Annotated in this window: 4 protein-coding genes and 1 pseudogene; 2 read left to right on the top strand and 3 right to left on the bottom strand. The window is 68.6% G+C overall.

Going from position 1 to position 13,219, the window contains the following annotated elements; genetic code table 11:
• Positions 1–306 (bottom strand): hypothetical protein (locus ACYVE9_RS06010; protein WP_461026667.1); only part of this gene is annotated, 306 nt, incomplete at its 3' end.
• Positions 307–880: 574 nt separating this feature from the next.
• Here ACYVE9_RS06010 and ACYVE9_RS06005 point away from each other — a divergent pair.
• Positions 881–1,136, top strand: a pseudogene (locus tag ACYVE9_RS06005) (IS5/IS1182 family transposase); the annotation flags it as partial.
• A gap of 35 nt (positions 1,137–1,171) precedes the next feature.
• On the opposite strand, the gene ACYVE9_RS06000 reads toward ACYVE9_RS06005, so the two are convergent.
• Together ACYVE9_RS06000 and ACYVE9_RS05995 are read right to left on the bottom strand one after the other, a co-directional pair.
• Positions 1,172–1,762, bottom strand: coding sequence for a hypothetical protein (locus ACYVE9_RS06000; RefSeq protein ID WP_461026666.1), 591 nt, complete (start codon positions 1,760–1,762; stop codon positions 1,172–1,174).
• Positions 1,763–1,772: 10 nt separating this feature from the next.
• A complete protein-coding gene (locus ACYVE9_RS05995) occupies positions 1,773–11,009 on the bottom strand; it encodes a DNRLRE domain-containing protein (RefSeq protein ID WP_461026665.1) in 9,237 nt (3,078 codons plus the stop codon).
• A gap of 376 nt (positions 11,010–11,385) precedes the next feature.
• Here ACYVE9_RS05995 and ACYVE9_RS05990 point away from each other — a divergent pair, with 376 nt between their 5' ends.
• Positions 11,386–12,942 (top strand): FG-GAP repeat protein, encoded by a 1,557-nt coding sequence (locus ACYVE9_RS05990; RefSeq protein ID WP_461026664.1) that lies wholly within the window; start codon positions 11,386–11,388, stop codon positions 12,940–12,942.
• Positions 12,943–13,219: the final 277 nt, after the last annotated feature.

Here is a 13,219-nt window from a genome sequence, read left to right as displayed (position 1 = left end):
GCCGGCGTCCCGGGCCAGCGCGGCCAGCGCGAAGGGACGGGCGGCCGGCGGACCGACAAGATCAACATGGCGCCGGTTGCCGTCGGCAGCGGCCCGGACGGCCTCGGCCAGGGCCGGGTCCTGTACGACGGCGTCGAGCAGACCGGTCAGACTCATGGGGGTTTTCCGTCTCCGCGAAAGCGCTGGACAAGCAGAATGGCTGCACGAGCAGCATGGCTGGACAAACTGGACAACAAAAACGGCCCGACAGGCAAACCGGCCGGGGGTTCTCCAGCGTACGCCGTCCCTCCGACACCGCCCGGCCACGAACGGGGGACGCCCGGGGGCTCCCGGGCGGCGACCGGCGATGGCGCGGGAAGCGGCCCGGCCGGCGCGGGAGGCGGCCCCTCGTCCTGGTCGAGCGGTAGCGCTGTTCACGCGCTTCGCCCCCCACTGACACGACCGCCGGATCGCGGCTCGCGAGACGTCGCCGAACCGCACCGTCCGCTACCGCCTAGCGCGCGGCGTCGGCAGCGCACCGCGCACGCACCGCGCACCGCGTGCCTGAACGGACATGACCACATCGACGGATACCAAGCGCTGGACGACAATGCAGCGTGACCGCGGACGTGGGCCGAGTAGTCGGCCGGCTGCCCCTCCGCGTGAACAGGATCTGATCGCCACGGCACGGGCGGCCGACTCCATGTACGTGGAGTCGCGGCGCATCCACAAGAACGGCATGAGCAAGGTCCAGGAAAACTCTTACGCCCTCCACGAGCAAGCGGCCTGTGCCGCGGTACTGCTCCAACGCCGTTGCCGGGCTCTTCCAGACCGCCGACTTCGCCACTGAGGCTTCCTCAGCCCTCCCGGGCGAGATACCAAGACGCACCCACGGCATCGCCAAGGCATCCTGACTCGGCACATACTCGTATTCGCCGATCGCGCCCGACACGGCGCCGACGCCACCTTCCGCACCCCGAACTACCGCCAGCGCGCACAACCCGTGCACTACCAGCAGATCAACCGCGACCACGCCCGACTGAGGGCTGAAGGTGAACGCGCCTTCGCCAACTGAAGACCTGGAGAACCTCCGCCGAGCCAGATGCTCCACCCGTCGCATCGACACCGGTCCAGGCAGGCCACACGCCCTCACCTGAAGATGTCCAGGACGAAAGAGGCCCCATGAGGCTAGTCAAGCATCTCGATCCGGCCCGTACCAAAGAGCTTCTTCGCCACCAAGCTTGAGGGGTGCCCGCTCAAGCTTGATTGGTCCGGGGTAGCTGTTGGCACTGTCAGGACCGATCATGTCCTGTCCGATGACATACCGGTAGAGCCACTCACTGAACGGAATATAGTACTCGAAGAACTCGTCTTCACTACCGTCGTACGCGACCAGATAGTCGTGCACGTTATTTGCATCGGTTTTCGAGAAGAGACGCTCTCCGCGATCCGTACTCAACAGGGGATAGAGCCCGCCGGGCTTTCCGAAGCGCGGGCCCTCCGCGCCGAACTGATGCTCTTCAGGAACCCACTCCTGCTCCTCGAAATCATCAATCATCTGGGCAAACCTGTCAACCATTCCCCGGAATTCGACGGCCGGGTGCTCCACATAGAGATGCCCCTTTATGACCACCGGCCCATAGGCGTCCACAAACGACTTGTAATCCGGGGGGAAAATGAAGCCGATCCGGCGCTCAAAATTATCCCAAGTATTCAAGTTCGCAAAAAGGTAATCCGGAGACCCAAGGACTTCACGGATTGAGTCACTGTAGTCGTGCACCATGCCGGTAACCCTACCTCCTGGGACAGTCGAGCGATCCGGTAGTCCGCCGTAGCGTTGAGTCATTGTACACAACACAGTGCTTCGACATTCCAGTCTCCACAACCCCATAATTGTACTCGATGGAACCAGGAATCCCTGAGTTTCCCCTGTTGTAGTGCGGAGTTATTGACACGGCCACTGTGTGCCCAGCCCGGAGAGAATCTCTGATTTCCTTTTCCACTCCTCCACTGATATACGGGGCGTTTACTCTGTCAAACTCGGGCACTAGATTTCGCAGGTCAGTGCCGGATCCGCCTCCTGCCTTTGGTATCAGATGCCCATTGTGAGGCACTCCGCCCAGCGCTCTGATTTCTTCATACCCAGGAGGGCGCGTAGAGTCGTTCGTGCTCGTTCCTGGGCCCGGATGCTTTTTAGTGGTCAGATCACTCTTATCAAGGATGCCGTAGACACCTGTGGCTCGACACTCCTGCCTCTGACTGAATCCATCGTAGTAGCGCTCGCGAGGGAGGTAAACGGCGTGGCCGGTGGGGCTGACGCCTGGTCCGTCGTCGCATGCGTTGTCGTCGCGCATGCGACCGCCGTTCCTTCCCCCCGGTGCGTTCTGCGGTGCCGGCAGGAATTCAAGCGCGTCCTCAGGAACGTAGGACTCGTCCGGCCGTAGCTCCCGCTGAGAGCGCGTGTGGGAGTCGTCGGCGAATTCCTCGTGTGCCGCGTCTGTCTCGGCCTCGGTGGTCGAGCGGGCAATCGAGGTCTCCAACAGGGCTCTGAGGATTTCCTTCCACGGGGGCGGCGGCGGGGGTGGCGGGGGGCCGAGAGGGCGGGGAAGGCCGAGGTTGGGGCTGATGCCGCCTCCGAGACCGCCGTTGCCTCCGTTGGTCCCGCCACCGCCGCCACGGAGTCCCCCTCCCCCTGCTCCGCCGAAGCCAGGTGTGCCAGTGTTGGGCCAGCGGAACTTCGCGGCCTCCCGGGCGGCTCGCGCTGCGGCGGCGGCCTGGGCGGCGCGGAGTGCGGCACGGATGGCGGCGTTTCGGGCCGCCTCCGCTTGGGCGCGGACTGCGGCGGCGCTGTTGGAGGAATGCCAACTGCTGCTGCCGCTCGCTGAGTTTGTACCGCCGCTCGGCCCGAACCAGTCCCAGAGCTTGTAACCGGTCCCCGCGGCAGCGGCTCCGACGCCGATCCACGTGGCCGCGTTGATGGCGCCGGTACTGATCCCGAGCCCGACCCCGACGCCGGCACCGATGATGGGGAAAGCCCAGTGCCCGCTCGGGTCGGTGTTGAGCAAGGGGCTGCCATTGGCGTAGGTGTAGCGGTTGGCTTGTACGGACGGGGCGGGGTTGAGGGTCGCGGGGTCACGGGAGGTGAAGCCCCCCGCCGCGGGGTCGTACCAGCGGGCGTGCATGTTGACCTCGCCGGTGTCCGGGTCGGTGTACTCGCCCTGGTAGCCCAGCGATCCGGTGGTGCCGTTCTTCGCGGTGACCTCACCGAAGGGCGAGTAGGCGGATGAACCGGCCAGGCTGCCCGTGTCAGGGGTGAAGGTTCCGGTGATGTCGCCGTGTGCGTCGGTGAGGACGGCCGTCGCGTCGCTGCCGTCGGCGGCTGAGGTGGCCAGCGGGTTACCGGACGGGTCGCGGGTGACGAGTTGGTCGCCGGTGCGGGCGGCGTTGTTGGAATGGTCCGCGTAGCGCAGGACGGTTTCCTCGCCCCGTTGGACGAGACGGCCCAGGCCGTCGTAGGTGTAGTCGGTGCCGTCGCTGGTCACCATCCGGCCCAGCGCGTCGAACGCGGCGGTGGTCTTCTCACCTTCGCTGTCGGTGACCGAGCTCTGGGTTCCGCGCGGGGTGTAGGTGTACGTCGAGCCGTCGGCGGTCAGCAGGCGGTTGCGCTCGTCGTACGTGGCGGTGGCCTCGCCCGCGCTGGTCCGGTTCCCGGCGGCGTCCCAGGTGTAGGGGGTCTCGGTGCCGTCGGGGGCGGTCCAGCCGGTGAGGCGGTCGGCGCGGTCGTAGGTGTAGGTGTGCTCGCCCGCGCCTGCGGTGCCGGCCGTGGTTTTGCCGGTGAGGCGGTCTCCCGCGTCATAGGCGTAGCGGAGAGAGGCGGTGGTGTCGCCGTCGGGGTTCTTGAGGGTGTCGGCGGAGAGACGGCCCAGGCCGTCGTAGGAGAGGCTGCGCGCCGCGCCACCGGTGCCGTAGGTGACGCTGGTGGGCTGGGAGGCCGCGTTGTAGCCGTAGCCCTGGGTGGTGCCGGTGAGCGGGTCGGCGGCCGAGGTGAGGCGGCCCGCCGTGTCGTAGCCGAAGGTGGTCTCGCCGGCTGCGTCGGTGCGGGCCGTGGGGCGGCTGTCTGCGTCGTAGGTGAAGGTGGCGCTCCCGGACGGCCCCTCACTGCTCAGCAGGTTGCCGCGGTCGTCATAGGTGTAGCTGTTGGTTCCGCCCGGTGCGCTGACAGAGGTCAGCCGGCCGGCCAGGTCATAGGTGAAGGTGTCGGTACCGGTGTCGGCTTCGGCGCCTGAGCCGGTGGCACGGGTGAGGTTTCCGGTGGCGTCGTAGGTGCGCTGCTGGGTCACTCCGCCCGGCTGGGACTCGCGAACAGCCCGGCCGGCAGCGTCGTAGGCGGTGGTGTAGGTGCGGTCGGCGGCGCCCGCGTGGGCGGCGGTGGCCGGTTCGATGACCGCCTCTGGCTTGCCGTGGCTGGTGTAGGTGGTCCAGGTCGTGTTGCCCCGGCCGTCGGTCAGCCGGGTGCGATGGCCTGCTGCGTCGTAGCCGAACGTGGTCGTGATCGAGGTGTCGGCGTCAACGGGTTCTGTGAGTTCGGTCAGCCGGTTCAGCGCGTCGAAGTTCTGGGTGACGGTGTGGCCCAGCGCGTTGGTCACACTGACCGGATTGCCCTCGGCGTCGTGAGCGGAACGACGTGTGCGCTGTTCCGAACCCTCTGTGTCAAGGTCGGTGACCTCCACCGTGCGGCCGGCCAGGTCGTGGACGGAGCGGGTGGTGCGGCCGAGGGGGTCGGTGACGGCGGTGGTCAGACCCGTCGGTCCGTAGGCGTAGCTGGTGCTTCCACCGGCAGCGTCGGTCTCCGTGACGGGTTGTCCGGCCGCGTTGTGGGACACGGCGGTTTCCGCGCCGCCGGGGGCGGTGGTGGAGGTGAGGTTTCCCTGGTCGTCGTAGGAGAGGCGGGTGGTGTAGGCGGCCTGGACGGGATGGCGCTCGATGACCGTGGACGTGATCTGGCGCCCGAGGTCGTCGTAAGTGGCCTCGGTACGGGCACCGGTCGGGCCGGTGACGGACAGCCGTTCGCCGAGCAGGTCGTAGGTGTAGCGGGTGACGGGCCGGTCGGCGCCCTCGTGGGGCGCGGTCCCGGTGACGCGTGTGGGGTTGCCGAGTTGGTCGTACCGGTAGGCGGTGGTGCCGCCCAGGGGGTCGGTCTCGGTGGCGATGTTGCCCGCCGCGTCATAGGTGCGGGTGACGGTGGTGGTCAGCGGTTCGTCGGCACCGGGCGGGGTGTAGTCCGGCAGCGTGGTGCGCACCGCCCGGCCGGCACCGTCGTAGGTGGTCCGGGTGACATGCCCGTTCGGGTCGGTGGAGGCTGTCAGTTCACCGAAGGCGTTGTAGCCCGAGCGGGTGACGGGGTGCTCGGTGCGTGCTTCGGACTGGTGGGTCTCCACGACCACCGCGGGGGCGCGTACCTCGGTGCGTCGCCCGAGGCTGTCATAGCGGTATTCGGTGGTGTGGGCGGCCGGGTCGCCGCCGTCGGCGTTGCCGCGCGGAGAGGTTTCGACCAGCACCAGCCCGCGATCGTCCACCTCGCGGGTGGTGACCAGGTCCTCGGAGCCGTTCTCGATGGTTTCGCGAATGACCTTTCCGACGATGTTCCGTTCGAAGGTGGTCCGTTCGGTCCGCTCACCACCGGCCCCCGTACGCGTCTCGCTTGCCACCGATCCGCCGGCGTCGTGGGTGAACTCGGTTCGTCGCGCGAGCCCTTGGGGGTCGAGGACCTGGGCGGTGGTGCGGCCTGCGGCGTCGACCTCGTAGGTCGTGGTGGTCTCGCCGTTGCCGATGGTCTCGGTGGTGAGGTGTCCGGCGGCGTCGTAGCGGTTCTCGCTGAGGACCAGGTCGCGCGTGGAGCCGTCCTCGTTGTGGAAACCGGTCAGGATCTTCTTAGCGAGCAGGCCGTCGTCGTAGTACGTGTGCCGCGTGGTGCGGCCCATCGCGTCGGTGTGCTCGGCGAGTCGGCCGGCCGGGTCGTAGGCGTAGGAGTCGAGGACGACGTCGGCCGGGTCACCGCCGCCGTCGGTGTACTCCTTCAACGTGACTTCGGCCAGGTCTCCACCGGCGGTGTAGCTGTAGCGGAAGGTTTCGCCACCGGAAGTGATCCGGCTCGTCTGGTGACCGTAGACGTCGTAGGTGTACTGCTCCTCCTCCTGCTCGGGCCCGATGAGCGTGGCCAGGCGGCCGTGGTCGTCGTAGCGGCGCTCAGTGGTGCGGGCCGGGTCGTCACTCGCTGTGTCGGAGATGCTCTCGGTGCGCAGGAGGCCGTCCGCGTCGTAGGTGTAGTTCGTGACGGCCTGGTGCTCGTCGCCGGTGACGGCGTTGGTGGTGGCCGGTCCCTGGGCGCGCACCACGCGTGAGGCGCCGTCGTAGCGGGTGGTGGTCTCGACACCGTCGGGGTGCGCGTCGGAGATGTCGGTACGGGTCAGCTCGCGCCCGAGCGCGTCATAGGTGTACTCGGTGACGAGTCCGGCGGGGTCTGTGACACGTACCAGGTCACCGGCCGCGTCGTACTTCCGCAGCGTCTCTCCGCCGCGTGCGTCCATCGTCTTCGCCAGCAGCCCGGCAGGGACGGTGCCGCCGCCCACGGCGCTCTCGGTGCCGTCGGTGAACGTGTGCGTCTCGGTGCGGCCTTCGGGAAAGCCCGGCGTGGCCGGGGCCGTGGTGGAGATGCGGTCGCCGAACGTGTTGTAGCCGTAGGACGTGCGGTAGGTGTCGTCTTCCGCGTCGGCGGAGCGGGCGTCGCGCTTGGCGGTGAGCTGGTCGTTGCGGGGGTCGAGCGGGTCGTCCTCGTTGAGGAAGTAGGCGTAGTGGGACGTGTGGCAGCTCGCGTCCTCACCTGCGTCCCGGCAGGTCGTCTGGGAGAGCTTGTTGCCGCGCTCGTCGTGTCCGAGCCGGGTGACGGTGCCGTCGGGCCCGGTGGTGGCGGCGAGGAAGCCGCCGGTGTCGTAGGTGAAGGTGGCGGTGTTTCCGTCGGTGTCCTTCTGGGCGACGCGGCGGTGGCCCTGGAGGGGGTCGTAGCTGTGGGAGGAGGTGCGCTCGTCCGGATCGGTGACGGTGACGGTGACGGTCGGGTCCTCGGGCACCGCGTCCTGGCCGTCGGTGGCGGGCTTGCCGTCGGCGCCGGTCAGCACGTGCTCGGACAGCTCGTAGCGTCCGCCGTCAGCGTCGGTGTAGGCGGCGACCCGGTCGCGGGCGGCGTCGTACTCCACCGCTGAGTGGGTCCGGCCGCTGGGCAGGGTCACCTTCGTGAGCTGCTGGTCCTGCGCACCGGAAGCGTGCTGCTCGGCGATCGTCCGGGCGCCGAGCGGGCGGGTGTGGACGGCGACCTCGTCGATGTCACCGTCGAAGTGGCCGATCGTGCCGGAGGTGGCGGGCCAGTTCTTCCAGTAGCCGGCACCGAGGTAGACGAAGCGCTGGTCGTACTGGGTGATGGCTCCCGTTGCGGTGCCGACACGGTCGCCGTCCAGGTACAGCGTCTGGGTGTTGCCCGCCGCGCTCAGCGCGGCGTGGTGCCACTGACCGTCGTTGACGGCGGCCTCGGAGGTGATCGGTGCCGACTCACCGTTCCAGAACTCACCACGCAGCTTGCCGTCCGTGCCGACGTACAGCGCCGGGGTGAGCTTTCCGGTGGTCTCCTCTTCCAGGGTGTGGTTCTGGTAGCTGAAGAGCACTCCGTCCTCGGTCGTGCGGAACCACAGGCCGACGGTGAGGTACGGGGTGTCGGAGACGAGCTGGTTCGGTAGTTGCACGTAGGAGGACGTGCCGTTGAACGTGGCGGCCGTGTCGGGGCTGCCCGAAAGCGCGCCTCCGGTCCCCAGTTCGACGTCGCGGTAGGTGCCGGCGTGGTTGTCGCCGTCCAGCAGCAGGTCACTGCGCGCCTCTTCGGCGCCCGCTTCCTCGTTCAGCCGCCAGTAGGAGAACGGACCGGAGTCCCGGACCACGGTGCGGTGGTGCGAGCCGTCACCGTAGGTGTAGCGGGTACAGGTGCCCGCGGCGTCCTCGGGCCCGCAGACCTCGGTGAGGCGGTGGCCGTCGTAGTCGTACGTCCAGGTCAGCGGATCGCTGTCCGGGTCGGGGCGGTCCGTGGTGACGGATGCGACGTGCCCGTCCGACCAGGTGAAGGACAGCGTGCGCCCGCCGGGGGAGGCGGCGTCGGTCAGGTGCCCGTCGCCGTCGTAGGCCAGGGTCTGGGTGCGGCCGCGGAAGTCGGTGACCTCGGTGATCCGCCCGGTCTCGTCGAAGAGGTAGCCGGTCTGGTTCTTGTCGGTCAGCCGCCAGCCGTCGTCGCCGGTGCGGGTGAGGGTGGCGAAGCTCCCGTGCGGGGGCGCGTAGCTCCCGTCCGGGTTCTTGCCGAACCGCACCTGCCGACCGCTCGGGTAGGTGGCGACGACGTTGCCGGTGCCGTCGCCGTCCGCCTCGATCCGCATGTCGTAGCGAGTGCTCCACCCGGCCCCGAAGGCGTTGTCGTCGCGCGGGTCGCGGCTGTTGTAGGTGCGGGTGACGGTGAGTGCCGGTCCAGTGGTGGCCACCTGCGCGTCAGTGGCGGAGGTGGTGTAGTTGCCGGTGCGCGGGTCCACCTCCCGGCCGTCGGCCGAGGCACCGCCCAGGTGGGAGGTGATGGCGGGCTGCTCGACGGCGGTGGTGAAGGGGTAGTACGGGCTCATCGGCCCCCCGAGATCGGCCTCGCGGGCCTTCACCCGCCAGACGTAGCTCTCACCCCACGCCAGCATGTCGGCGGGCACGGTCCAGGTGCGCGGGTCGACCCAGCCGGAGTCGGTGCAGTCGACGGGATCATCGGTGGTGCCCTCACAGACCTCGAACCAGTGCTCGATCTCCGCTCCGGCCGGGTAGTGATCGACGGTCTCGGCGTCCACGAACAGGGCCGGCGTGAGGCTGCCGACCTGCCCGCCAGGCTGTGGGTAGACGTCTGTGATGCGCGGGCCGACGTCCTGCGAGGTCATCGTGACGGTGGCCACCGGCACGTTCTCGCTGGATATCCACTTCTGGTCATTGAGCCGCTGCACATCAAAATTGATCTTGTACTTGCCTGGCGGCAGCTCGGGTATTCGGGCGTCGACGGTCGCCGAGTCGCCCGGTGTCACGCGCTCGTGGAAGCGGGTGAAGGCCACGGCGTCCAGGAGCTTGCCGCTGTCGAACTCCCGCACCCGCGCGCCGAGGCGGAACTCGTTCCAACCCAGTGCCTCCCAGGTGGCCGAGCCGAGGTTCTTCACGGTGACGGTGACCTCGCCACCCTGGTGGCCCGTCAGCGGCTCCGTCTGCGACCCGACACTGTATTCAGCACCCCAGGCGCTGTGCGTGATCGCGAGGTAGGGCTCGTTGGCGGAGTTCTTGCTGCCGAACCGCTTCCACGCCCCGCTGTCGGTGTAGCCCGCGCGCAGGGACAGACCGTAGTTCCCCGTCGAGCCGTCCACCCAGTCCTGCACCAGGTTGACGCCCTTGAGGCCGAGGTCGATCGTCTGCCACTTCGGCCCCGAGCAGTTCTCGCCGTGCGCGAAGGAGGCCGCACCCACTGGCGACGAGACCACCGATGGCTGGTTCTTCCAGGTGACCTTGCCCGCCTGCCACGCCTCCTTGACCTGGTGCACTCGCACTTCGTGCGCCGAGCAGGAGGAGGACCAGTGGTTCAACAGGCCGAGGTCGGCGTTGAGGATGTAACGGTTCTTCAGCTGGCTGGTGACATTGTCGAACCGCAGGTAGCTGACGGCGCGGCTGGCGCCGCCGTTGTAGCTGCCGACCTTCAGCTCGTCGTCCCCGCCGAAGTTCGTGTTGGGAAAGTCGTCCTGGACGAACGAGTCGCCGTAGGTCTCGATGTCGTCCACGCTCGGGTCGACGAGCACCGGGTACTCGCGTTCAGGGGCGTCCAACCATGCGTCGGCTGCGGTGACCCGCAGCGCCCATCCCTCGCCGCGCTCCTCGAGCGAGTAGCTCACCGCGTCGGAGATGACCGGATCGCCGGAAGCCGGGTCGGTGGAGGAGTCCTCCATCCAGGGCGTGGGGACTACGGCACGCACCTCGCCTTCCTCGTCCCGGAGCAGCACCGACCCGTCCTCGTCGAGCTCCGGCCTCAGCCCGTCGAGCGTCAGCGGGAACGTCCAGGTGCGCGGCGCATCGGGGGAGTTGAGGACGATCGTCTCCTTGATCGTCCCGTGCTCCGCCCGCAGCGTCAGGTCGGCGTCCTCGCGGATACCGGGGAAACGAACCGTGTCCCCGTCCAACTCCGCGCGCACGGTCTCGGCGTCGTCCAGCCCGAAGGCGACACGGTTCCCGGCGTCACCGACCTCCATCTGCGCCAGCAGCGGGTCGTCGCCCCGCCCCGCAAAGGTCAGCCCGCTGTCGTCCGCGGTCATCTCCGAACGCTCGGTGCCCGCCTCCGCCGAGCCGAAGCTACGGGCGGCGGGAGCGGCGTCCTCCTCGGCCGGCACCAGAGTGGGGTCGATCTCCTTCCACTCGCCCGCTTCGTCCCGGTAGTGCACCGGCTCCGGGTAGACGCGTGTAGTGCGGGTGCCGTCCGGATTGGCGAACTCCTTCGTCGAGCGGCTGCGCGCCCCCGGCAACTCCTTGCTGGCTTCCTGGTCGAAGCCCTTTGCGCCGTGCGACTCGCCACCTGTCTCCTGCCGCACAGTGGCGGTCTCGACGTCCGGCTCCAGCGGTGCGAAGCCTCCTCCTGACTCGGCGAGAGGGAGCGCGTCCTCCCCCACGGCCAACTCGTCCGGAGCCTTGGTGTTGCGCCCGTTGGCGTCCGTTTTCCCGGCGTCCACCGCGTGCTCCCGGTCGGCGGCGCTGCCGGTGCGCTGCTGCGGGGCCTCTGCCGATCCGCTGGGCGCCGCGTGTGCGACGGACGGCAACGCGGACGACGGAAGCAGTCCGGCGCCGAGGGCCAACAGCAGCGTCCCCGAAGTCAGCCCGGTCCAGGAGGAACGTTCGCGGCGTCTTCCCAGGAGGGTGCGCTGACCACGGCTCGGCACGGGAACTCCTTCATGCGGCGGTACGACAAAGCCGGTCGCCCGCACGAGGGGTGACCGGCCACATGTACTTCTGGGCAGGGCGCACGAAGGGCACGCAACCGCGAACTCCGAGCGGGCTACACGCTAGATCATCGACTCCTCACCCCACGGTGATCATGACAACGACTCCATAACAGCCCTGCTGCTCAAGGCACCCAGGCGAGAGGCCGTAAGGAGCGCCCACCTCTCCTCAACTCAGCGCTCTCAGCGCCTGCTTGGTTGCTTGGCGGAACACGGTGACCACCGAGCAGCCGCACGTCGTCACGTGATCAAGATGAGACGTTGACCTGGTTAGCCTGCGTCCCCCACCCTGAACGCCGCCCGACGAAAGGGAGACATGGCCGAGTTGAAGGCGAAACCGCTGGGCAACCGCAGGTGGTTCGTCGCCGCCGGACTGCTGGCAGCTGCCTCAGCGGTCACCGTCACCACCGCTTTGGTGGCCGAAACCAACACGGCCCTTGCCTACGACGTCAATGGAGACGGCATCGCCGACCTGACCGTGGGCCTCCCCGGCAACACGGTGAACGGAAAGCCCAACGCAGGCTCGATCATCGTCGCCCACGGCACCGGCTCCGGACCCGCGAACAACTCGGTCCGGATCGATCAGGAGTCCCCCGGCGTACCGGGGGCGGCTGAAGCGGACGACAGCTTCGGCCAGGTCGTCGCGAGCGGCGACTTCGACGCCGACGGCTATGCCGACCTCGCCGTCAGCAGCCCGATCGAGGCGATCGGCGACACCGAGGGCGCCGGCTACCTCACCATCCACTACGGCAGCTCGGACGGCGTCCACGCCTCACGAACCACCTCCTTCCACGAGGACACGGCCGGCGTACCCGGCTCGGCCGTCAAGGACGAGTTCTTCGCCTACTCCCTGGCCGCAGGCGACCTCAACGGTGACGGCTACTCCGATCTGGCCGTCGGCCAGCCCATGGACGCCGTGGACAGCGATCCCAACGCGGGCTCGACCAAAGTGCTCTTCGGCTCCGACGACGGTCTGACCGCCGGCTCCGCACTGTGGATCGACCAAGACACTCCCCACGTACCCGGAGTCCCCGAGAAGGGCGACCGCTTCGGCGAGCAGTTGGTCATCGGCGACATCAACGGCGACGGCACCGACGACCTCGTCGTCACCACCCTGGGCGAGCAGATCAGCGGCAGCTCCGACCGGGGCTCGATTCACACCCTCTACGGCCCTTTCGACGACAACGGTCCTGCGGACGGCGGATTCATCGACTCCGCCCACATCGACGGCATAGGCGAGTTCTCCGGCAGCGCTCTGGCACTCGGCCACTTCAACGATGACGCCTACCTCGATGTCGCCGTCGGCGTCTCCGACAAGAAGGTCGGCGAGGACGGTGCCGCCGGCCGTATCGCCGTCCTCTACGCCGATAAGGACGGCCTCTCCCACAACGATGTCGAGATCTTCGACCAGGACAGCCCCGGAATCCCCGGCGGTCCCGAACACGAGGACTACTTCGGCAGCTCCCTGGCCGCCGGTGACTTCGACGGTGACGGCGTGGACGACCTCGTCATCGGCATGCGCAGCGAAGCCATCGGCACCGCCACCGGGTCCGGGGCGGCACTGGTCATGTTCGGCAACGCCACCGGCGGTCTCTCCGCAACCGGCGCCGTCTGGGTCGACCAGGACGTACCCGGCGTACCCGGCGTCGTCGCGAAGGCCGACCACTTCGGCTGGGCCGTCGGCTCACTCGACACCGACGGAGACGGCCGCGACGACCCCCTCATCGGCGCCCCCGGCAACGCCGCCGGAACCGTCACCATCCTCAAGGTCAGCCCCGGCGAACTCGAGTCCGCCACCGCCCTCGCAGAAGGCGACCTCGGCTGGAACGACGGCACCCACGGAGACGCCTTCGGCATCACCCTGCCCCAGTAGCACGTCAGTCCGGTCGAATCTGGACCGCGATCCGGTCGAGCCCTCGCCGCTCGATGCGCGCCCGCGTACCGCCGTCCGAACGTCGCGACGGCTGAAAGCGTCGGCGGCCGGAATGTGCAAACGCCCACGCCGTCCACGTAAAAGGGAGCGGACGCGGGCAGCGGCCACCGTGGCGCGGGCGCATGCCCTGCCGGGCCTTCCCGCGCTCGACACGCGTCCGGCCCTACCGCGCGCCCCCACACGAAGCCCGCCCCGCTCCCGGCGTACCGGGGCGGGG

The sequence above is a fragment of the Streptomyces sparsus genome (genome assembly GCF_054776295.1).
Note: the sequence above shows the minus strand (reverse complement) of the source record. Positions and strands in the feature narration are given on the sequence as shown.